The organism is Roseomonas sp. CCTCC AB2023176 (assembly GCF_042259275.1).
GTDB lineage: Bacteria > Pseudomonadota > Alphaproteobacteria > Acetobacterales > Acetobacteraceae > Roseomonas.
Genome location: NZ_CP170087.1, coordinates 1 through 21,555 on the forward strand (window position 1 = coordinate 1; position 21,555 = coordinate 21,555).

A 21,555-nucleotide genomic window follows, 5' to 3' on the forward strand; every position below is an offset into this window, starting at 1 on the left:
TGTCACGGCACCTTAACCTGGAGAATGGAACGCGGCGCGGTGCTTGGCTCCTTAACCAAGCGAATATGAGGTGAAAGTGGGGTCACTCTGCCGTTGGCCATGCCCTACGGCGCATGCACCACTCGCGGCGATCCGCTTCGCAAAGCCTTTGCGGCAGAGAGGCGAGATCGCTCGTCCAGTGACCCAGTGGCGGACAGATCCTCTCCCGCAGCTCCGAAGTCCCGCTCATGGCGGTCGCGGTAGCCAGCAGGAGATGGCGCTCTTCCAGAGGAAGCGTGGCGAACTCGACCGGCCCGGGACGCCGGCGCCGCCTTAGGTGCCAAGGATTGTCCAGGACCGTCGAGGAGAAAGCCTCGTAGACGAGCCTGTCGGGCTCACGATGATCGGCGCGGGTGAAGGCCCAAGCGAGATCGCGCACGATGGCCGCCCGCCCCTTCCAGGATGATGGGGACTTGCCGTCCTGGCCAGCTACCTCCGTCAGCATGACATCCTGAACGACCGCCATCTCCTTGTGCAGAAGGGCAATCGCCCGATCAGCCAGCGGCGAGTGCAGCGCTGCCGGGATCTGGCGTTCCCGACCCGGACGCACGGCCGCTGCTTGGTAGGGTCTATAGAACTCTGACCAGAGCGGATGAGCAGGACTGCCGGGTACGACCGCGACCAGAGGGGCATGATGGATGGAGCAGACGGTCCGAGACGCCAGAACCCAGGCGCGACACAGCCAGCTGACGCCGCGTTCGATGCGCTGCTGTTCGAGACAGTGCGGACAGGCCGCGTAGTGCAGCCTCGGCCCGGTCATCCGGCTTCCGGCTGTCCCGGCCACCGTCGACGCGGCATTAGGTTGCGTGGCACCGATCGTGCGCGCCATGAGCCCGGCTACGTTCATCCCGAGCATCGTTGCCAGGGCTCCGAGCGCCCTCTGCTGCGTTCCGAAGTCCACGGCGGCGGGCAGGACGGGCGTTCGCCCATCACCCGCCGCGCGCAGCAACGCTGCAAGCGGAAGTCCATAGAACCCAGCAGTCCGATTGAGCCAGGAGGAGATCAGCTCGTCGTTCTCAAGGGGGGGCACGATGGGCAGGGCCCTTCCCGGCTGGAAGGTGCCCTCCCTTCCCCTCACGCCGGGATTTCGGCCCGGCGCCGCTGCTCCATCGAGAGGAGCGGCGCGGTGATGGGCAATGCCGAGAAAGTCTCCTGCCTGATGGCCTCGGTCCCACTCCGGATCGCCTCCACTGCAAGCCGCTCCAGAAGACGCACGATGCGCACCGTGATACCTTCCGAGAGCTTCAGGATCGCCGAGCGTGTCCTCTCCTCGTCCAGGTCTGAGGCCTGCCGGAGTGGCAGGATGGCGCCGTAGCTCGCCAGCAGACGCCGGAATGCGACATTGTTGGTCCAACGTGGTAGCTCAACCGACTCGAACCGATCTGCCAAGCCGTTGTCGGTCATCAAGGCGCGCCGGGCCTCTGGCGTGCCAGCGCAGACCAGCGGCATTTCCAGTTCGTTCGCAAGCAAGCGGATGACGTTGAGGAAAACCCGCTGCTGTCGATCGCCGCCGACAAGGAGCGCGTGGATCTCGTCGATCACCAGGACACGGGCACCGACGATGCGAAGCGCGTCACGGGCCATTCGTCGGGCCCTGATGCGGCTTACTTCTCCCACCAACGGCAGGCCAAGCGCCCCGAGCAGTTCCTCGTAGAAGGGCACCTCGGCCAGCTCGGGCGGCAGCTGCATCATCACGACCGGCGAGCGCGCGACGCCGAGGTGCGGATCGACCGTTCGCGGGTGATCGAGGAGGAACTTGCGCAGGATCATCGTCTTGCCCATGCCTGTCCGGCCATGCACGAGCAGGCAAGGCATCCGGCTGCGCTGCGGATAGGTCAGCAGGTCGCTCATGGCCCCGAGGGCCAGCTCCGCCGCGGGATAGCTGATCCACCTCTCGGCACGGATCCAGGCGATCCGCTCGTCGTCCGGAAGGTCAGCGGCAGGTCGATGGGCTGGGTCGAGGTGTGCGTAGGCGCTCAGATCGTCCACTCCTCGACCGAGTAGGGCAGGATCGGCCCGACATCCGTCTCCTCGTGACCCGTCGTGCCGACTGGCTGCGGCTCCGCAACTCGGCGCGTCGCGCCTCGGATGGCTCGGGATGTCCGCTCCCGCTCTCGACGGGCTCGCTTGGCTTCGGCGCTGGCGCCCTCGACAATCGTTCGCTGTGCTTCAATGGATGCGAAGATCTGGCGCTGCTCGGGATGCCGCACACCAGCGGCATGCAGACGCTTGGATGCCACCTTGATCTCCCACAACGTCGCGGCGGGAAGGCGGCGGTCGCTGTAGGGGATGGGCCAGTACGTGCCGTCGTCGTCCCGGAGATAGACGCGCGACATGTCACGCGGGTCATAGCGGACGACGAACTTGCGGCGTGCCTTCGCAAGGAATGTGGAGAGCACCCCGTCCGAGTAGGTGATGTTGAAGAGCGAGATGCCGTCACGCTGGATCATGCGATGCTCGAAGGGCAGGAAGTCGAGGTAGAAGCGCTCCGGGTCGTGCGGCAGCGGTGCGGGCGTCGGCCGCTCCTCTGTCGCTCTCCGCCAAGCCTCCAGGGGCGTGGTGCCGAGGGCGCTGTGAACGGTGTGGTGGTACACGCCGACGATCTGGTGGACGAGCCAGGTCTCGAGTTCGTCCAGCGTCATGATTGCGGTGGCTTCTGGGTCTCCTGGCCGATCAGAGACGCTCCTGCCCGTGGCACCTGGCAGGAGCCGCAACGCGCCCATGGTGGTCCCGATGAGGCGCTCAATGTGCCCGCCCCAATGCGGTGTAGCCGGTGGGCGATGGGTCACCTCGATCCCGTACTGGGCCATGCCGCGCCGGATTGCCGCGGAGCGAAACTCTTTGGCGTTGTCGAAGTGCAGCCGCTCGGGAAGCCCCGCAACGGGCCAGGGGAGGTCAACGCCTCTCGCCAGGAGGTAATCCTCCTTTGGGAGGACGGCATGGCTCAGCGCCAGCGCGACGCTGAGTGCAGAAGGGGGCTCGAGGCTGAGATGGAAGCCAGGCACGACCCGCGTCGCGACGTCGATGACCAAGGTGAGCCAGGGACGACCGAGCGGATGCCGGCCTGAGGCGGCGACCACCATGACATCGGCGAGTGTGTGATCGACCTGCACCAGCGCCAGGGGGCGTTCCTCGGTCAGGTGCCCGGCGATCAGTCCGAGCTTGCGGCGCGCGTGGGCCGCGCCGCTCCGGCGGCGCAGCACCTTTACCCGGTCCAGCGCGCGAACGCGCAGCGTGACGGCCCTGCGGGAGGGCGCCACGAGGCCGCGTTCGGCGCAGCGCCGCGCGATTTCCCGCATGAGGTCGGCGAGCGTCGGGCAACGGCGATCGAGATAGAACTCCTCGATCGCACCCGCCGTGACGGCTTCCACCTCGGCGCCGAGCAGACGAAGGCCGACCGGGCGACCGCCCGCACGCGGCAGCACCGAGGTCACGGCCGGCTCGGCGCGGAGGCGGCGAAGAAGGCGGTAGCACTGAGCCCGTCCGATTCCGAGTTCGCGGGCGGCGGCATCAATCGAGGACGCTGTCGTCCGTGATGATACCGCCAAGGGGCGGAGCACCCGCAGCCGCCGCTCGCCGGCCTCCCACGTTCGATCGTCTACTTCGTGGAGTTCAGGGCCTCGCAGCGCGAATGCTCCGGCTACGAAAGAAGTCGCGCGGTTATGGAGCGAGTTCTCCCGGTCAAGGGAAATCGCCCTCCCTTAGTCCTTGACCAGGACCGATCACCGCTCTCCTGGTTAAGGAGCGGTGACAAGATGCGTCGCGTCGATCATGACCGTGCTGATGTCCCCGTCAGCGTCGGCCAACGTCACGAGCATCCGTGCGAAGACCCCCATGCGGCTCCAGCGGACCCAGCGGTTGTAGAGGGTCTTGGGCGGACCGTAGGCAGCCGGCGCGTCGCGCCAGCGCAGCCCGTTTCGGTTGACGAAGACGATGCCGCTCAGGACGCGGCGGTCGTCGACCCGGGCGCGGCCACGCGACTTCGGGAAGAACGGCGCCAGCCGCTCCATCTGCGCATCATCCAGCCAGAAGAGATCGTCCATCCCGCACCCGCTGCCCATGGCCGGGGTGAATCACGACCAGCGTCCTCACAGCAAACCTTCATGGGTCCTGACCCTAGCACTCGTGCTCGCCACCCATCGCGCCATCGCCACACCTCCGCGGCGGCCTACCTCGCGGGATCAACGGCAACCATCAAGAAGGGCTTCTACGCTCCGCTTACAGTGCGGGTCTGGGTCGGACGACAACACCGCCGGTCAGCTAGCGACCAGCGGCTCCGCCTGAGACATCATGACCTTCTGCCGGCGGTGCTCGCCGGCGAGAACGGGCTGATGCCGCGGCGTTTCGTCGGGAGCAACGCATGTCGGAATGCATTTGATGAGGGCATCGTAGTTCGCGTGCGCGAAGAACGGCACGGAGATGCGGCTGGCCCTGCCCAGCGCCTCGGGCGGAGGGTTGACGACGCGATGTAGGTTCGAGACCCAACGGTCGTTCGTCCACATCGCCATGAGGTCGCCGATGTTGATGATGAACCGGTCGGAACGCGGCCGGACGTCGATCCAATCGCCGTCGCGCACCTTCACCTGAAGGCCGCCCGGCGCCTCTTCCGCGGCGAGGATAGTGAGGGCGCCGTAGTCGGTGTGGGCGCCAGAGCGGGTCTGGCCCGCTTCCGGCGCCGACGCCTGGTCCGGGTAGTGCAGAACCCGCATGACGCTCGTGTGGTGGGTAAAGGCGTCAAGGAGCGTGTCCTGGGATACACCGAGCGCGCCCGCAAAGACGCCGAGGAGACGGCGGGAGAGCGCTTCCATCTCCCGATAGTAGGTGCGGACCGCGTCCGCGAAGCCGGGCGGGCGGTCGGGCCAGACGTTCGGCTCGAAGGCAACCGCCGCGAAGGGCTGGCGGTAGTAGGGATCGTCGGGGAGGTCGGGGCGGCCGAACGCGACCTGCTCCTTCAGGTCCACACCGCCGCCGCCCGCGAGGGTGCGGCCGAGGTTCTCGGCGCCGACAGGAACGTAGCCGCGTCCCACACCCCCGCGCGGGTTACGGAACCGGAGCTTCTCCTCCGGCGGCAGGGCGAAGAAGGACCGCGCCGCCGCGAAAAGCCCGCCGCGGGCGGCATCGGGCACGCCGTGGCCGCTGACCGTGAAGAAACCCGTTGTGCGGAGCGCCTCGTCAACCGCGCCGTAGAGGTCGCGGGTACCGGCCACGTCCCCGACAAGGACGGGGGTAAGGTCGACGTTCGGAATTTCGGCCGCGCTCACCCTACGGCTCCGAAGCGACGGGCGTCCTGCGGTGGGAGGAACGATCCGTCGAAGACCTCCGCGGCTGCGGGAACCCGCGGCAGGGCGAAGGCCTCGGCGATGGAGCGGATCGTGTGGTCGAGGAGCCGTGGCTCGACGCCTCCGAAGCCCTCGGCAGCCGTGAAGGGCGTCAGCATGACGTTGCGGACGGTGTAGAGGAGGCGCCGCTTCTCGACCTCAGCGTCCAGTAGGGGCTCGACCGCGCGCAGGGACCGGATAGCCGCGTCGGGGTCAGCCATACCCTCGCGTACCGCACGGTTGATGCCAGCGAGGAGACCACGCACCGCACCCGGGTTTTCCCGCATGAGCTTCGGTGAGGCGATGACGCCGTTGCAGTAGATGTCGAGGCCGTTCTCGGCGTAGGTCAGCCAGCGCGCGTCCCGGTCGGGGTCGAGCCCGACGGCCGGCAGGTTGATGTAGATCGAGTAGTTGTGGCCGAGGATCCCGTCGAGGGCGCCTCGCTGCAGCATCGGCTCCTGCAGGTTGGCCGCGACGTTCGAGAGGGTTACCCGGGACGGGTCGATCCCGTTGAGCCGGAGAAGGGCGGGGAAGAGGCGAGCCGAAGCGCTCCCGGCCGGCGCCCCGACGCTCCGGCCCTCCAGGTCGCGAAGCGTGCGGACCGGACTGTCCGCGCGGACGACGACGGCGTAGGGGCCGCGGTTGTACATCTCGTAGACAATCCGGGGCGCCTCCGCCGGGTTCTGGGCCGCGGCGACGATGACCGCCGTGATGTCGCCGAAGCCCGCGTCGTAGGCACCCGACATCACCCGCGTGACCGCCGCTGCCGAGCCCTCTCCCTGGTCGATGACGACGTCGAGGCCGGCGTCCCGGAAGTAGCCGCGCTCCCGGGCCAGATAGAACCAAGCGTGCACGCCTTGAAGGCGCCAGTCGAGCGTGAACCGGATGCGTGTGAGGCCGGACTGGGCGGCCCCGTACCGGGAGAGAAGGGGGAGGGCGAGTGCGGCCCCGAGCCCCGCACGACGACCAATCGCGTTCATGCCGACAACTCCCTTCGAGCCACGCCGCCCCCACGGTGGCCGGCAGTCGGGCATGGTGTCGAAGCGCCGGTCGAACTGAGTGCCAGCAAGGAGGATGCCAGCTCCGCGGCGGCGGGCCCGCGGGTGATGACATCTCGGTCCGTTGCCCCGCGTGCACGGGGGACCGAAGGACTGGAAGGCCGTCACGACGACCTGGCGCGGGGCGACGCTCGCCTTTGGTTGCATGCGGGATAGCGGCGGCCTTCTCGGAAGGCGCCCGCGGAGGCGCCCGGGCATGCGCTCAGGCGCGCGAGATCAGGTCGGTGCGGCGCACGCCTGATCCGTCGGGCCGGTGGTGCTGTGGCGCGGCTGCGACGCGGACCCGAACGGCCGGCCCAAGAGGTCACGAAAGCGCGAGCCGCCGCACAAACTCCGTGTTACATTTGAATAGAGGAATGGGCTGTCGGCTTCCCGAGGTGAGCGTCGCTTTCCTGCAGGTCATCCCCCGATGGCCCAGCGGTGCCTGTGGAGACGTGACGACATGCGGGAGGCGCTGACCCGATTGCTCTGCGACAAGCATCCTGCCCTGTACGTGAAGCGGCACGGGCGGCCACAGGACAGCGCTCTTCCCGATCGCGGCATCGAGCATGACGATGGCTGGTTCGCGATCACCGCCGCGCTGTCCGAGGCCATCGCGACGAGGGCTCCTGAGGCGCGCGTCCTGCAGTGCAAGGCGAAGCTCTCGTCATACCGCCTACATCTCGAAAGCGGAGACGCCTTCTGCGAGGGCGCCATCCATGCGGCGGCCGCCGTCGCCCTCCGCTTCAGCGAACTCAGCGGCCGCCCTGGTCGGCCCATGGTCCAGCGACCGCCCATCACCCGTGTCCTTGCGCCTGCGGAGGCGCAGGGCTGGGCGCCTGCCTGGACTGCGCCGCCACCGCCCCGATCCGCCGGCGAGTTGCGGGCGCGCCATCCGAGGGCGCTGGCCGTGGCCGAGATCGCCGTGCCGGCGCCAGGTCTCGATCTCGCGGACGCATGGCTCGACGGCCTGCCGGACTCAGCTCGCCTGGTCCGACTGGGGCTTGGGGACGGCGCCACGTTTGCGGACGGGGCGAACGATGAGGTGCTCGGGGCGCTCGCCTTCCTGAACCGGCTCGCGCCAGGGATTGGCAAATTGTTGGGCGAGACGCCGGGTCTGACCGCGCGAGAGTGCGGGCGCGGGTTCAGGCCGCAATCTGGACGCACGTTTCCTCGCGCCAGACCCGGAAGGCCTTGGCCCGAGCGCGACGGTGCCGAGCGGCGGTCATCAAGTGCCGCCGCGGCCGGAAGTGGCCGTAGATCATCGCGTGCGCTGACAGGAACCGTTGCGCCTGCTCCGGTGACTTGAACCGCTGCATTTGCCGCTCTCGCCGGCGCGTCGGCCTGTGGGAGTTCTCGGCCCGGTTGTTCAGGTAGTGGCTGATCCGGTGCCGAACCTCTGGCATCACCTCGCGATGCGCAACGCCGTAGCCGCGCAGACCGTCGGTCACGAGGCGCTTCGGCTTGTACTTCAGCCCGACCAGCAGCCGCTTGAAGAACCGCTTCGCCGCACTCGCATTCCTGCGCGGCTGGACGAGCAGATGGAGTACTACGCCGTCTTGGTCCACGGCCCGCCAGAGATAATGCAGCTCGCCGTTAGTCTTCAGGAAGACCTCATCCAAGTGCCAGGTGTCGCCCGGCTTGGGCCGTCGCTTGCGCAGTTTGCCCGCGAACTCGGCGCCGAACTTCAGGACCCACCGCCGGATGCTCTCGTGTGTGACGGTGACGCCCCGCTCGGCAAGGATCAGCTCGATGTCACGCAGGCTGAGGCTGAAGACGTGGTAGAGCCACACGGCATGCCGGATGACCTCGGCCGGGAAACGATAGCCGGGGTAGGTGGCGGGCTCTGGCGTCATCCGGCCAGCTTCGCCCCGCCCCTTCGTTTCGGCCAGCCGTCGACAATGTGGCAATCCTCTCCCGCTTACTCCGCCTATATCCGCAGTATCCGGCGCGGCCTCATACTAGCCATCGTGAACAGGGGCGGCTGTGGATACAGCGGCTTCGTCCGGGGGAGGGCGATCACCTCGCTTTCGATGCTTCCGTCCGGCGCGTAGAGGATCCACTCCTCCAGTGCCAGCAGCGGGAAGCATTTTCCCTCCCAGCTCTTCCCCTTCCCCTCATCGAACGTGTGAAAGACCACGTTCTCGACGCCCATTTGCGAGCGCAGGTACGCGCACGTCGCCAGATGGATCGCGTCTGCCGTCCCGACCACCCGGTTGCACGGCTTCCCATCCGCCGGGTTCGTCGCCTTCGCATCCCTCAGGCGCCCAGCCGCCATCATGACGTTCGGGTTCGGCTCGATCGGGTGGAATGCAGCCACAAAGTCGTTCATGACCTGCGCCATGGTCTCATAGCCGCCCTGACGCAAATGACTGGGCTTCACTTCGGCGAAGAGGATCGTTGAAAAGTGAATCTTCCGCTCGCCTTTCATCGCATCATCAATGTAGCTCTGGATGTCCTGAGCCAGCTCCGTCGTGTCTCCGGTCAACCAGCGGATGAAGACGCACGAGTCCCAGAACACGTCCTTCGGGCCGATCACGTGTCGTCACCCTTCCACAGGTCCTGGGTGAAGGGCTCGAAGCTGTTCTTCCAGCGGCGCACGTCACCGCCGTCCGCGATTGCCTCGATGCTCATGACCTCGATGCGCCGGGGGAGTCCCGAGGTCCCATCGTAGAACACGCGTCCCGAGACCCGCACCCGGCGGTTCAGCGTCTCGCGAAGCTGCTGCACGCCCGGCTCGCGCAGGATGCAGTCGATCTCCTTGCGCCCGGCGGTCAGGACCAGCTTGACCTGCGGCAGGGCGCCGCGGAGGTCCACCAGCTTGATCTCCCCGTCGAAGGAGCCGTGCGCGAATCCCTGGAACCAGGTCGGGGGCGTCGCGGCAGCGTTCCCGCCGTCCAGGTCGATCCAGAGCCGCGAGGCCTTCTCGACCAGGTCCTCCATGAGACCATCGACGCGCACCGGCGGCTTCTCATCAACGGCAAGCTCGGCGTAGCTGAAGACCTTGCCCGATCCGCGCGCGAGGGTGCCGAGATGCTTCAGGCACGGCTCGAACCGCCGCATGGAAGCGACGTTCCCGAGCGCGACAGCGTCCAGACACTGATCGAAGACGTCGAGGCCGGATCTCCCGGAGCCGTCGGGGAAGATCTTCGGCGCCGCCCGTTCGGCCAGGACTGCTTCCGCGCTCCCGATGTTCAGCGCGGCGATCGTGTAGTCGTGGTTGTTCGCGCCGTTCGCGATCTTGTCAGCTGCGCGCAGGGCACGGACGAGCGCGCCCAGCTTCTGGGCGAAGACGGCCGCCAGCACCTCCTCACCGGACTGGGTGCCGCGCTTCTGGCCGTGGACCCTGAATCGGATCCGCTCCCGGCGTTCCTTGTCCATGACCCCTTGCGGGTTCCGCCCTCACCTTTGCCGCGAGCCTAGCACAGCCGATTCCGACGTCACCCCGCTGCGCCGGGCCGCGCCCGAAATCCCCGCAGGACCCAGCCCACCGCCATCCAAAGACTCAGCAGCACGAGGGGAGGGGCCACGGCTCGTATCGCCCACGGCCAGAGCCTGTCCGCATACCGCCACCAGCGACCCTCCCAGAACATCCGCGAGAGCTGCGTCTGGTCCGCTTCCGACCATTGCGCGCTCAGGTACAGGGCCGTCCGGTCGGGGAAGTCCATCTTCACCATGTTCCGGTCGCTGACGCGGCTGTTCCAGTCGGCCAGGTGCTGCCAGTCCACCGGCATGAACTTCTCCGGGAACGGGCCCTGACCCGGCGGATGCGCGATCTCGTAGATCGGGTGGTTGAAATCGGTCTCCCACGGCTGTGTCCGGAGCTGCATCACGTACTGGTAGTTTCCGGCGAACATCCCCTCCTTGAGCTCGAGGGCGAGGGAGACCCCCACCGTCACCAGCCAGAGGGCGCTGACGAAGACCCAGAGCCTGAAGAGGCCACGCCCCCAGCTCATTCCAGCCCGCAGCGCTCGAGAAACCGGGCCATAGGCGGGTGCCCTGACGCTCTCATGCTGTTGGCAAGGTCCATGATCAGCTTATGCCCGTCTGGTCGTTGCCGTACGATCGCGACCAGTCCCGCAATAAGCTGAAAGACCGGATCCCTCTTCGTGGCCTCGCTCTCGAGACTCGCAAGGTGCGGCTGCTTTACGGTCACAAGCTTAACGGCGCTCTCCAGATCCTTAAAGATCTTTAGGTCTCTGATTGGCCCCGGCTCATTGACGATGAGAGAACTGGCTTGAGCATCCGACAGCGCTTTTGGTGCCGGAAGAGTGGTTGCCTGATGGCTGATCAACTCCTCCGCCTGCCGCGGCTCCAGCTTAAAGTCGTAGATATCTGTCTTCCCGTCGTACTTAATGCTGACGTCGCAATTGTGCTTCGCCGCAGCCTCGGCCAAAACAGTGATCGTCTTGGTTCCCGGCCGCCGGCGATTTCGGAGCAAATAGGCGCCAGCGGCCGCGGCCCCCGCGATCATCGCCAGGTTCTTGGCAAAGTCGATCAGGTGGTTCGCCTTGTCGGCGAGCTCGGCCAGATCGCTGAATACGGTGACAAGTGAGCCTTGATATACCTCGACCAGAACCAGCTGCCGACGGCTGAACCGCCTGTAGTCAGTCGCGATTGCCGAAAGAAATCGTCCAACCTCGTCGGCCCCGAGCGGCTCCCTGCTCTCGATCCGGACGGTCAGTAACGGGGCGCTGTCAACGATCCTACTCTCGCTCAAATGAGCAGCCCCCGGGTCGGTACGGCAGCGTCTCTTCTATTGCAGCCCCTCTGAGCCGACAAGCCGAGGGGCGTCAGGCAAGCGCGCGCAGGACCTGTGGTCCTGACCCGCTGAACTGGTCCGGATGGAACGCAAGTTTTTCTGGCACTTTGAACCCCAAGTAGGGGTCGTGCCATGAAGCAGAAGCGATACACGGACGAATAGATCGCCTTCGCGTTGAGGCAAGCGGAGAGCAGCACGGCGGTGGCCGAGATCAGCCGCAAGCTCGGCGTCTCCGAGCCGACGTTCTACCGGTGGAAGAAGGAGTTTGCCGGGATGGGGACGGTGGAGATTCGGCGGCTGAAGCAGCTCGAGGAGGAAAACGCTAAGCTCAAGCGGCTGGCCGCCGACCTGAGCCTCGACAAAACCATGCTGCAGGATGTTCTGCGAAAAGTGGTGAGGCCCGCGCTGCGCCGCGACGTGGTTGCTGTGCTGCTGGAGTGCTCCCCATCAAACCGGACACGCGGCAGGGGTGGACGACTGGCTTGCGCATGCTCTCACCCCGTGAGTTCATCGCCAGCCAGTCGTCCACCCCAGCCTCATGTCCGGTCGAAGTGGGCGGCGCTCCAGAACACCCGCCGCCGATTGCTCAATCTGCCAAGAAGCCACCAATGCGGTGAATGTATCCGTTCGTCGCCCGAATATTACCTTCAACCGGGATGCCATTCGCGGTGATGCTGCCGCCGTTAGCCCCGTCACCTTCGGCCTGCTCACGAACGAAGCGAATCTGATTACCTGCTAGTGAGTTAGCGACGAACTCGTTATAGCCAGATGTGTAGTCAAGGCTACGCGCCCTCATCGTGACATGAGAGAGCACGAATCGCCGCACCGCGTCCCGGTTGGCTTCTGCCACAAGCATTGAGCGCATCTCGAACGACAACCGGCCGAAATCGGAATCTGTTGGTACGTAAAGTGAGAAAGGACCGCTCCCAGACAGTTGCTCGGCCAAGCCACTCCGCTCCACAAGCGTCGCGAAGATTCCCATGTCGGCCTGCTGACGCAGCACGTCTACGACGGTTTGAGCCCTCGCCGTCGTCGAGACTCCGACGTTCAATGCTCCGGCAAGCAGGATCCCCAAAGGCAGCATGTACGTCATAACTTGCTCTCCTATGTTGTGTTCAGACCTGACGCGTACTTCACAGCATCACGGCCACGATATAGCGGCCAGCGCTTTCATCGTTCGGCACTGGCGTGAGTCCAAATGCCCCGCCGTTTGCATCAGCAAGGACGCGACAAGTCTTACGCTCGTCTGTCGACAAGTCCCTATCTGGGATCGTGCAAAGTTTTCCGTTCGCGTGGTCGCATCATGGTCATCCCGGTGACTGCGTTACGGCCACCGTAAGTAAGCGGTATCCAGCCGGTGTGAGCCGCAGGCGTGGTGGGTTGACGAGGCGTTGCCACGTTGATGACCGTTAGCAGGCTGCTGAAAAACCCTCGCGGGTTGTGAGCTGGCGTGATTCCTTCTGGTGAGATGGCCGGAGGTTGCGATGCGCGGGGCGGACGGGCAGACGGCGGCGTTGTTCTCCTACGTGAGTTGCGAAGCACGCGTCCCGGCGGACCACCCGTTGCGGCTGATCCGGGCGGTGGTGGACGAGGCGCTGGAGGCGTTGTCGGGCGAGTTCGAGGGGCTGTACGCCCGGGTAGGGCGGCCCTCGATCGCCCCCGAGAAGCTGCTGCGCGCTCTCCTGCTCCAGGCGTTCTACTCGGTGCGCTCCGAACGCGCCCTGATGGAGCAGCTCGACTACAATCTGCTGTTCCGCTGGTTCGTCGGGCTCTCGATGGATGCCCCTGTGTGGGACGCGTCTACCTTCTCCAAGAACCGCGCCCGGCTGCTGGCAGGCGACGTCGCGCAACGTTTCCTCGCCGCCGTCGTCGCCCAGCCCCGGGTGGCAGCCCTGATGTCGTCGGAGCACTTCTCCGTCGACGGCACCCTCATCGGGGCCTGGGCGAGCCAGAAGTCCTTCCGCCCCAAGGCGGAGAGCGATGACGGGGGAGACGGCACGCCGCCCCCCTCACCCGCGGCCGGGGGTGGAGGGAGCGGGCGCAACGCGGACGCCGACTGGCGCGGCCAGAAGCGCTCGAACGAGACGCATGCGAGTACGACCGACCCCGACGCCCGGCTCGCCCGCAAGGCTGACGGGCAGTCCTCCCTGATGGCCTATGCCGGGCACGTGCTGATGGAGAACCGCTCCGGCCTCGTCCGCCTCGCCCTCGCGACGCGGGCCTCCGGCACCGCCGAGCGCGAGGCGGCGCTCGCCATGCTCGACCGGCTCCGCGCCACCACCCGGCGCCGCCTCACCCTCGGCGCCGACCGCGGATACGACGTGGGGGCCTTCATCGCCGATCTCCGGCAACGCCGCGTCACGCCCCACATCGCCCGCGACGACCACCTCACCAAAACGGGCAAGCGACGACGCTCCTCCATCGACGCCCGCACCACCCGTCATCCCGGCTACGGCGTCAGCCAGCGCGTCAGGAAGCGCATCGAGGAGGTCTTCGGCTGGCTCAAGACCACCGCCACCCTCCGACAGACCCGTCACCGCGGCCTGCCCCGCGTCGCCTGGACCTTCACCCTCGCGACGGCAGCCTACAACCTCGTCCGACTGCCAGGCTTGCTGCGAGGGGGAACGTAGACGAGGCACGAACAAGCCGCCGCAGCACGCCTCATCACCATCGGCACGCGCCAGAGCCACCCCGCCCCAGCCCGCTCAACACCAGAAAACTTCCCGCACGTCCGAGTTCTTCAGCAGCCTGTTAGCCGGAACGAAGAGGCTGGGCGAAGCTGGCGGGATGACGCCAGAGCCCGCCACCTACCCCGGCTACCGTTTACCGGCCGAGGTCATCCGGCACGCGGTGTGGCTCTACCACCGGTTCCTTTGTATCGTTTGCGTCCGGTGATGACCGGGGCCATGGTTCGGTATGGCGAAGCGGCGGCGGTTGGGTGAACTCCGGGCGGGTCGGTCCTTCAAGGGCCGCCAGTTCGCAGCCGAGGTGATCCTCTGGGCGGTCCGGTGATACCTCATGTTCCCCGTCAGCTACCGCGACCTCGATCGAATGCTTGGGGATCGAGGCGTGGAGATCGCGCACACGACGATCTTTCGTTGGATCCAGGCCTATGCGCCGGAGCTGGAGACGCGGATCCGGCTGGGTTGTGTTGCGAAGTTGGACGAGGGTCGAAGCGCGTCTTGCAGGGTGTCTGATCAGGCCGCGACCTGGAACAGTTCGGCGATCAATGTCGCCTGCGCTCGCATGTTCCGTCCCCCGACCTGCTGAACCTGCCCCTTCCGCACCATCGCCATCACCTCGTAGCCCGCCAGCGTTCGTCGCGCCGTCCGGAAGCCGCCGAAGCCCAGCCCTGGTCGGACCGACCGTTTCACGCGCCGGTGATCTTGCTCCACGATGTTGTTCAAGAACTTGGCCTGCCGCAGACGCGCGAAGTGCCAGAGCTCGACCGCGGCCTTCATCTCCCCTACCGCGCGTGGGTAGGCCGGGTTCCTGTCCACGGTGATGCTGCGCGGGTTGAGCGTGTGCGGCTGGCCCAAGGCCTTGCGGAAGAACCGCTTCGCAGCCTCCGCGTCCCGCTTGGCTGAGAGGGGGAAGTCGATCGTCGCCCCACGGCTGTCCACCGCACGATACAGGTAGGTCCAGCGCCCCTTCACCCGGATGTAGGTTTCATTGACCCGCCAGGATCCGTTGCTCATCCGCAGGTGCGGCCGGATCCGCTTCTCAAGCTCCGGCGCATAGGCCTGGATCCAACGAAAGATCGTCGTGTGCGCGATCTCCACGCCTCGATCCCCAAGCATTCGATCGAGGTCGCGGTAGCTGACGGGGAACATGAGGTATCACCGGACCGCCCAGAGGATCACCTCGGCTGCGAACTGGCGGCCCTTGAAGGACCGACCCGCCCGGAGTTCACCCAACCGCCGCCGCTTCGCCATACCGAACCATGGCCCCGGTCATCACCGGACGCAAACGATGTAACAGAACCCACCTCGGCGAGGGCCTCCTCTGGTGCTCCCCACCACTTTGCCCCGTAGAGGATGGCGAGACCGACCCAGACGCCCGTGGCGAGAAGGATCACTCCCTCGCCGATGGCGGCCGGGAGTCCCCAGACGGCGTGCGCCGCCCGCCAGGCGCCGCCGAGGCCGCTGAGGCCGAGCACGATGCCGAAGAAGGCCGCGGGGACGCGGGGCAGGCGGTGCATGTCAGACGCCGGCGTAGATGATACGGGTAAAGAAGGCCGGGCTGACGACGAAATTCCCCCAGATCGCATCGAAGGCGGCGGTCGGCCTCGCCGCGACGCATTCCGCTGCGGAGCGCCCCCCCTGCTTCAGGGCGGCGACGTTGTCGCGCACGGTTGCGAGCATCGTGTGGAAGGCCTGGAGATCACGTCGGCTGCCAATCGGGCCGTGACCCGGCACAACGATCGTCTCGTCGTTCGCCCCGGCGATGTTCCTCTCCGCGGCCTGGATCATCCCCTCCACGCTCCCGCCCGTCGAGTAGTCGATGAAGGGGTAGACGCCATTCCAAAAGGTATCGCCGGCGTGGAGGACGTTCGCCTCAACGAAGGTTGCCGACAGATCACAGTCCGTGTGGGCCGGCCCGTAGTACCGGAACGCGACCGTCGCGCCGCTGTGGCGCAGCGTCTCGCCGTCCGCGAGCGAGCCGGACGGCAGGGCGCCCGGGGGAGCGGCCGGAAAGGTGTAGTCCCAGTCTTCCACCCTCTGCGCCGCGAAAAGGTGCCGTCGCGTCTCGGGGCGCGCCGAGATGATCGCACCCTCCTGGTGGAACCAACCATTGCCGTCGGTGTGGTCGAAATGCCAGTGCGTGTTGACCAGCCGCGTTACCGGCTCCGGACCGAGGCCTGCGAGGGCGCGGGAGAGCTGGGAGCGCGACACGCTGATCCCCGCGTCGATGAGCAGCTTGCCGTCCCGGCCCGGCAGGACCGCGATGTTGCCTCCTGAGCCCTCGAGGACGGCGATGCCGTCGCGCAAGCGGTGGACCTCGATCGGTGCGCGCGCCGCCGCATCGCGGATCGTGTCGACGATACCCCTGGCCTGCGCGAAGGCCTCACGCGGCGAGAGCGTCACCGTGCCCGTCACCGCGGCGGCCGCAACGGCGCAGCATGCGCAGAAGTGTCGTCGTCCTCCGATCCCCACTCGAGCGCGCACTGGCAGACCAGGCATTTTCCCCTCCTTGGTTTCGCGGCTACGCCGAGCTCCTGCCTCGGCGGGCTCCGGGTGCAGAGCCCTGATTTTAGGACCGGATGAAGGCGAGCAGATCGGCGTTGAGCTGCGCCTTGTGGGTCATCGGCAGGCCGTGGGGCGCGCCGGGATAGACCTTCAGCGTCGATCGCTCGACCTGAGCCGCGGTGAGCAGCGCGGAGTTGGCGATCGGCACGATCTGGTCGTCCTCGCCGTGCACGACGAGGGTCGGTACGTCGACGCGCTTGAGATCCTGCGTGAAGTCCGTCTCCGAGAAGGCGGTAATGCACTCGAGCGCACCGCGCACGCCGGCCTGCATGCTCCACATCCAGAAGGCATCTCGCACGCCCTGCGAGACCGTCGCGCCGGGCCTGTTCGCCCCGAAGAAGGGGATACTGAGGTCGCGATAAAACTGGGAACGGTCATTCGTTACGCCCGCCCGGATCGCGTCGAAGGCCGCCTTCGGCTGCCCACCGGGGTTGCTCGGTGTCTGCAGCATCAGCGGCGGGATCGCATCGACGAGTACGATCTTCGAGACGCGCCGCGTGCCGTGGCGCCCGATGTAGCGGGTGACTTCGCCGCCCCCAGTCGAGTGTCCGACGAGCACCACATCCCGGAGGTCGAGTGCGTCGATGACAGCGGCGAGGTCGTCGGCATAGGTGTCGATGTCGTTGCCGTTCCACGGCTGGTCGGATCGGCCATGGCCGCGACGGTCATGCGCGACGACGCGGAAGCCGTGCGAGCCGAGGAATACCATCTGCTCGTCCCAGGCATCCGCGTTCAGCGGCCAGCCGTGGCTGAAGAGAACGGGCCGCCCCGAACCCCAGTCCTTGTAGTAGAGACGTGTCCCGTCGCGGGTCGTGATAAGCGGCATTGGGTGGGCAATCCTCTCCTGGTGGGAAGCACGGGATGGCACCGCCACCCCCGAACGTGACTGAGCGGACGCGAGGGCAGGCACTGCGAGTGAGGCCATGCCGGCGAGCACCAGCTTGCGCCGGAGAGGGCGAGGCGGGCCTGCGCCCTGGGGCGACGCGGCCCTCGTGTGGGACGTTTGATCCATCAGATCCTCCTCTCGCGGCAGGCCGTTCGCGTCACTCGGCGCCCAACCAGCGTGGCGCCGACGCGGGAATTCCGCCGGCTCGGCCAAGGTTCGAAACTGATGGAGGCGATGCTGGGATTCTTTCGGTCTCTGGCTCTGCCTTGCGCGACCGCGCGATGGACCCGGTTGCGTCCGATCAACGGCGGTGCGCGTGCCCTCCGGCAATACGGCGTTCCTTACGGTGGATCGCCTCGCGTGATCCTGCTCGGATCCACCTCCGTCCACTCACCCGGCAGTCCGGCCATCGCTGATGCCTGGAGCCTCGCGGTACGCTGCACCGGCGGACGCGACCGCTCGGAACCCACGTGGCAGCCATCGCGGGCAACCATCGCGGGCAACCATCGCGGCCGGCACACGGGCGCGAGACCACTAGGCGGTGCCGGAGAATGGCCTGGCGAGGTAGGCGCCCGGCTGCATCGGCGCGGACGCGCTGTAGGGATGCCCGTCCAGTCTCGATCCGGCTGTCCTTCGTGGGTGCCGCTGGGCAGTGACCTCAGCGCGGCGTCGCTTCCTTCCGACGACGACGATCGGGACCAGAGGTCCGCCAACTGACAATCCTGCGACACCTGCCGCAAGCGGTCTGTGCCGCCGAGGGCTAGGACTTCGCTGCCGCTGGCGACGGACAGACGGCGCCCTCGAGGACGACGGCAGGTCATGTGGACGTTGGAGCGACACCCATGCGCAGGACTGACACGACGATCGACCCTGCCGCGCCCCGTGCCCGCTCCGGAGCGGCGAGCGCGCGGGATATTCTCGGTCCGCCGGCCGTTGTGCCACTCGCGGATGCCGAGCCGCCGGCCCGCATCGTCGTTGATCCCCCGGTGCCCGATTGGCTAGCTCAGGGCCGCGTGGTGATCCAGTACCGCACGGAGAACTTGCGCGTCGTCGGGGTCTTCGGCCCGGCCGCACTCGCCGTGTCGCCCCGCATCGGCCACGTCCACGTCACCGTCGACGACCTTTCCTGGCGCTGGGCTGACGCGAGCGGTGATGCGATCATTATCAACAAACTCCCGCCCGGCCCGCACCGTGTTCTGCTCGAGCTCGTCGACGCGAACCACCAGACGCTCGACCGCGAGACGATCGCGTTCGTCGTTCCTCCCACAACGTGACCCCTGACCTGAGCCACCCCTCCGCGTCGGCGAGCATAGAAAGGTGATGGACATGGACATCGCACCTGCTTCGACCCCCGATCTGGACGGCACCACATCCGTCGTCCGTCGCGCGGACCGCTGTCAGCCCGGCCCGGACGGGCCGCTTCGCCTGCAACACGGCGAGGCGGAGATCGTCATGCTGAGCGACGGTTTCTTCCCCCTTCCCTCCGGGATCGTCGCGCCGGCCGCCTTGGCGGCGGAGTGGACCGACATCGAGACGCGGCTCAGCGGCCGTGGCGGCGAGATCCACGCTTGCGTAAACGTCCCTGTCCTTCGCATCGGTCGGGAGCTGATCGTCGTGGACCTCGGCGGCGGCGGCACGTTCGCCCCAACCGAGGGGAGCTTTTTCGCGCGATTCCTTGCCGAGGGTCTCGATCCGCGCGCCGTGACGCGGGTGCTCCTCACCCACGCTCACCCCGATCACCTCGGCGGATTGCTTGACGGCGAGGGTCGGCTCCGCTTCCCGAACGGCGTCTACTATCTGTCGGGCGTTGAGTGGGCGTTCTGGTCCGACACCGCCGGGACCATGCCGACCCCACTGGTCCCCTTTGCCCTCGCGGCGAGGCGAAACTTCGCCGCCATGCGCGACCGCGTCGTCCACCTGACGGACGGCGTCGAACTGCCCGGCGGTCTGCGGGCGCTCGCGACGCCTGGCCATACCCCGGGTCATCTCTCCTTCATCGTGCCAGGAGCGAAGCCATTGATCCTCGCGGGTGACGCGCTGACGAATGAGGTGGTCTCCGTCGAGCACCCTGCTTGGCACTTCGGCTACGACACCAATCCCAACCTCGCCGCCGCGACACGCGCTTGGCTGCTGGACAGGCTTGCGAGCGACGGTGGGCCGGCGTGTGCCGTGCACTTCGCCTACCCTGGCTTGGGGCGCGTAGAGCGCCGGGGCGAGGGCTTCCGGTTCATCCCGTTCCGCTGAGCGTCCGGGGGTCGACGTGGGCAGGCGGAGGCGCTCCGCCTCACGCTCGCCCTGGTTGCAGAGGCGCACCGGCACGCGGTCCTCGCGTGGAACCGCGGGGCTCTGGTGCACCACGGTCCAGACGTCGCACCGTCCGCCCTCTGATCGGGCCGAACACTCGCGTGAGTCTCGGTCGACGTCGTCATCCTGCCCCGGGGCGAGGGCGGATAGTTTGGCCGCCTTGGCCGTGGCGCCCTTCGCGGGGCTAGGCCAGTTCGGACGCAATCGCAGGGGCATATAGAGGGCAACAGCTATCAGCTAGATCGCTCATGAGGTCGGGCGAGCGTGTCAGCCGGCTTCGGTCCCGGGCGGGCCTTACCGCCACCGCTCCTTCCACCTCGAGCCTTCGCTGCGGCCGAAAGGGGCATCTGCAGCGCGCCGCCGCTGTTGCGGCGCAGGCCTTCGGCGGACCCGCTCTCGAGCGGCACGGGCCAGAAACACTCGACCCGGCCCTCCTCGCCGCAGAGGGCGAGGAAGACAACGCGCTTCACCGAGCCGTCGGCCTCGGTCTCGACCGCGAAGCGGAACATCAATGCACCCGCCGCCTGCCGCTCCGCCCACCGCAGCCAGGAGCGCACCAGCCGGTCCGGCAGGCCCAGCTCGGACGCCACCTGCGCGACCGAGCGCCCACCGCGGATCGCGGCCACTGCCTCGAGCTTGAACTCGTCCGGAAAGCTCCGGCGCCGTCTCACGGCCTCTGACATCGTCACCTCCAGGCCTTTCAGCCTATGAGGTGTCCGCTTATCCGGGACAGGCCCATCACCCATCTCCGCAAAGGCGAGGCCGCGCCCAATCCCCGCGTGCTCATGGCGGTCCTGCTCGCGGACGGGCTGAACCTCGGGCTGACCCGCATGGCCGAGGCCTGCGACGTCGCCAACCTCGGCCGGCTCGCCTGGACCGCCGACTGGCACGTCCGTGACGAGACCTACGCCGCGGCACTGCGGCGCCTCGTCGACCGGCAGGGGCGCGAGCCCCTGGCCGCCTACTTCGGCGCCGGCACGGCCTCATCCTCGAACGGCCAGTTCTTTAGGGCCGGCGGACCAGGCCGCGACGCGGCCCGCCTCAACGCTCACTACAGCGATGCGCCCGGTGCCAAGTTTTACACCCACCTCTCCGACCGCTACGCCACGTCCCACACGAAGGTCATCGCGGCCACCGCGATCGAGGCCGTCCACGTCCTCGACGGCCTGCTCGACCACGGGAGCGAGGTCGCCACCTCGCGCCACTACACCGACGGCGGCGGCGATTCCGAGCATGTCTTCGCGCTGTGCACGCTGCTCGGCTTCGGCTTCGCGCCGCGCATCCCCGACCTGAAGCACCGCCGGCTTTACGTCTTCGGCAAGGCCGCCGACCACCCGGCGCTCGAGCCGCTGGTCGCCGGCCGCATCAACGTCGCCCTCACCCGCGCCCACTGGCCCGACATCCTGCGCGTCGCCGCCTCCATCCGCACCGGCACGGTCACCGCCCCCTCATCATGCACCAGCTCGCCTCCTACCCGCGGCAGAACGGCGTCGCCGCCGCGCTGCGCGAGCTCGGCCGGCTGGAGCAGGCGCTGTTCACCCTCGACTGGGTCGAGGACCCCGAGTTGCGCCGCGGTGCCACGCGCGAGCTCAACCGCGGCGAGTCCCGCAACTCCCTCGCCCGCGCCGTCTTCCTCCACCGGCTCGGCAAGATCCGCGACCGCACCTACGAGAACCAGCGCCACCGCGCCTCCGGGCTGAACCTCCTCGTCGCCGCCATCATCCTCTGGAACACCCGCTACCTCGGCCGCGCCCTCGCCGCGCTCCGCCAGGCCGAGGACGTGCCAGACCACCTCCTCGCCCACCTCTCCCCGCTCGGCTGAGAGCACGTGAACCTCACCGGCGACTATGTCTGGGCGGCCTCGGACTACGTGTCGGATACCCGTGACGGCTTCCGCCCCCTCAGGGCCACCAGCGACGCCGCGCGCCTCGCCGCCTGAGATCGCCCTTCGTCCCGCTAT

17 protein-coding genes and 5 pseudogenes are annotated in these 21,555 nt (G+C 67.5%); 6 read left to right on the forward strand and 16 right to left on the reverse strand.

Annotation, left to right across the window (positions count from 1 at the left end):
* Positions 1 to 82: 82 nt before the first annotated feature.
* The 11 genes and pseudogenes from ACE7GA_RS26380 to ACE7GA_RS26430 all read right to left on the reverse strand — a co-directional run bounded on the left by ACE7GA_RS26380 (position 83) and on the right by ACE7GA_RS26430 (position 11,114).
* The gene (locus tag ACE7GA_RS26380; RefSeq protein ID WP_376100810.1) at positions 83 to 1,069 is read right to left on the reverse strand and encodes a TniQ family protein; all 987 of its coding nucleotides are present in this window, start codon (positions 1,067 to 1,069) and stop codon (positions 83 to 85) included.
* 44 nt (positions 1,070 to 1,113) lie between these two features.
* On the reverse strand, positions 1,114 to 2,028 hold the full coding sequence (locus ACE7GA_RS26385; protein WP_376093935.1) for a TniB family NTP-binding protein: 915 nt from the start codon (positions 2,026 to 2,028) through the stop codon (positions 1,114 to 1,116).
* Positions 2,016 to 3,473 carry a Mu transposase C-terminal domain-containing protein gene (locus tag ACE7GA_RS26390; RefSeq protein WP_376093938.1) on the reverse strand — a complete coding sequence of 486 codons (1,458 nt, stop codon included), beginning with the start codon at positions 3,471 to 3,473 and terminating at the stop codon, positions 2,016 to 2,018. The genes ACE7GA_RS26385 and ACE7GA_RS26390 overlap by 13 nt, the downstream gene beginning before the upstream one ends.
* Before the next feature lie 318 nt (positions 3,474 to 3,791).
* Positions 3,792 to 4,082: pseudogene (locus ACE7GA_RS26395) on the reverse strand (transposase); the annotation flags it as partial.
* Between the two features lie 213 nt (positions 4,083 to 4,295).
* Positions 4,296 to 5,300, reverse strand: coding sequence for an isopenicillin N synthase family dioxygenase (locus ACE7GA_RS26400; protein ID WP_376100812.1), 1,005 nt, complete (start codon positions 5,298 to 5,300; stop codon positions 4,296 to 4,298).
* Positions 5,297 to 6,337, reverse strand: coding sequence for an ABC transporter substrate-binding protein (locus ACE7GA_RS26405; RefSeq protein WP_376100814.1), 1,041 nt, complete (start codon positions 6,335 to 6,337; stop codon positions 5,297 to 5,299). The genes ACE7GA_RS26400 and ACE7GA_RS26405 overlap by 4 nt, the downstream gene beginning before the upstream one ends.
* 1,202 nt (positions 6,338 to 7,539) lie before the next feature.
* Complete coding sequence (locus ACE7GA_RS26410; protein ID WP_376100816.1) at positions 7,540 to 8,250, reverse strand: IS6 family transposase; 711 nt, start codon at positions 8,248 to 8,250, stop codon at positions 7,540 to 7,542.
* A gap of 74 nt (positions 8,251 to 8,324) precedes the next feature.
* Positions 8,325 to 8,933 carry a type II toxin-antitoxin system VapC family toxin gene (locus ACE7GA_RS26415; RefSeq protein ID WP_376100818.1) on the reverse strand — a complete coding sequence of 203 codons (609 nt, stop codon included), beginning with the start codon at positions 8,931 to 8,933 and terminating at the stop codon, positions 8,325 to 8,327.
* Positions 8,930 to 9,775: a hypothetical protein gene (locus ACE7GA_RS26420; RefSeq protein ID WP_376100820.1), complete on the reverse strand. Its 846-nt coding sequence runs from the start codon at positions 9,773 to 9,775 to the stop codon at positions 8,930 to 8,932. The genes ACE7GA_RS26415 and ACE7GA_RS26420 overlap by 4 nt, the downstream gene beginning before the upstream one ends.
* Before the next feature lie 59 nt (positions 9,776 to 9,834).
* Positions 9,835 to 10,350 (reverse strand): hypothetical protein, encoded by a 516-nt coding sequence (locus tag ACE7GA_RS26425; protein WP_376100822.1) that lies wholly within the window; start codon positions 10,348 to 10,350, stop codon positions 9,835 to 9,837.
* The gene (locus ACE7GA_RS26430) at positions 10,347 to 11,114 is read right to left on the reverse strand and encodes a hypothetical protein (RefSeq protein WP_376100824.1); all 768 of its coding nucleotides are present in this window, start codon (positions 11,112 to 11,114) and stop codon (positions 10,347 to 10,349) included. The genes ACE7GA_RS26425 and ACE7GA_RS26430 overlap by 4 nt, the downstream gene beginning before the upstream one ends.
* A 204-nt stretch (positions 11,115 to 11,318) precedes the next feature.
* Between ACE7GA_RS26430 and ACE7GA_RS26435 the strand changes: the two are divergent.
* A pseudogene (locus ACE7GA_RS26435) lies at positions 11,319 to 11,588 on the forward strand (transposase); the annotation flags it as partial.
* A gap of 154 nt (positions 11,589 to 11,742) precedes the next feature.
* Here ACE7GA_RS26435 and ACE7GA_RS26440 read toward each other — a convergent pair.
* Positions 11,743 to 12,249 carry a fasciclin domain-containing protein gene (locus ACE7GA_RS26440; protein WP_376100826.1) on the reverse strand — a complete coding sequence of 169 codons (507 nt, stop codon included), beginning with the start codon at positions 12,247 to 12,249 and terminating at the stop codon, positions 11,743 to 11,745.
* Positions 12,250 to 12,640: 391 nt separating this feature from the next.
* Here ACE7GA_RS26440 and ACE7GA_RS26445 point away from each other — a divergent pair, with 391 nt between their 5' ends.
* Both ACE7GA_RS26445 and ACE7GA_RS26450 read left to right on the forward strand, forming a co-directional pair.
* The gene (locus ACE7GA_RS26445) at positions 12,641 to 13,786 is read left to right on the forward strand and encodes an IS5 family transposase (RefSeq protein WP_376100828.1); all 1,146 of its coding nucleotides are present in this window, start codon (positions 12,641 to 12,643) and stop codon (positions 13,784 to 13,786) included.
* Positions 13,787 to 14,072: 286 nt separating this feature from the next.
* A pseudogene (locus tag ACE7GA_RS26450) lies at positions 14,073 to 14,297 on the forward strand (hypothetical protein); the annotation flags it as partial.
* Positions 14,298 to 14,353: 56 nt separating this feature from the next.
* Here ACE7GA_RS26450 and ACE7GA_RS26455 read toward each other — a convergent pair.
* The 3 genes and pseudogenes from ACE7GA_RS26455 to ACE7GA_RS26465 form a co-directional block, all read right to left on the reverse strand.
* Positions 14,354 to 15,091 (reverse strand): annotated as a pseudogene (locus tag ACE7GA_RS26455) (IS6 family transposase).
* A 267-nt stretch (positions 15,092 to 15,358) separates the two neighbouring features.
* Positions 15,359 to 16,339, reverse strand: a complete 981-nt coding sequence (locus ACE7GA_RS26460; protein WP_376100830.1) for an MBL fold metallo-hydrolase — start codon at positions 16,337 to 16,339, stop codon at positions 15,359 to 15,361.
* 70 nt (positions 16,340 to 16,409) lie between these two features.
* A complete protein-coding gene (locus tag ACE7GA_RS26465; RefSeq protein ID WP_376100832.1) occupies positions 16,410 to 17,231 on the reverse strand; it encodes an alpha/beta fold hydrolase in 822 nt (273 codons plus the stop codon).
* A 902-nt stretch (positions 17,232 to 18,133) separates the two neighbouring features.
* Here ACE7GA_RS26465 and ACE7GA_RS26470 point away from each other — a divergent pair.
* Together ACE7GA_RS26470 and ACE7GA_RS26475 are read left to right on the forward strand one after the other, a co-directional pair.
* A complete protein-coding gene (locus ACE7GA_RS26470) occupies positions 18,134 to 18,565 on the forward strand; it encodes a DUF6130 family protein (RefSeq protein ID WP_376100834.1) in 432 nt (143 codons plus the stop codon).
* Between the two features lie 52 nt (positions 18,566 to 18,617).
* Positions 18,618 to 19,535, forward strand: coding sequence for an MBL fold metallo-hydrolase (locus ACE7GA_RS26475; protein WP_376100836.1), 918 nt, complete (start codon positions 18,618 to 18,620; stop codon positions 19,533 to 19,535).
* A gap of 293 nt (positions 19,536 to 19,828) precedes the next feature.
* Here ACE7GA_RS26475 and ACE7GA_RS26480 read toward each other — a convergent pair whose 3' ends face one another.
* Positions 19,829 to 20,278, reverse strand: a complete 450-nt coding sequence (locus ACE7GA_RS26480) for a transposase (protein ID WP_376100838.1) — start codon at positions 20,276 to 20,278, stop codon at positions 19,829 to 19,831.
* Between the two features lie 57 nt (positions 20,279 to 20,335).
* On the opposite strand from ACE7GA_RS26480, the pseudogene ACE7GA_RS26485 reads away from it, so the two are divergent.
* Positions 20,336 to 21,534 (forward strand): annotated as a pseudogene (locus tag ACE7GA_RS26485) (Tn3 family transposase); the annotation flags it as partial.
* Positions 21,535 to 21,555: the final 21 nt, after the last annotated feature.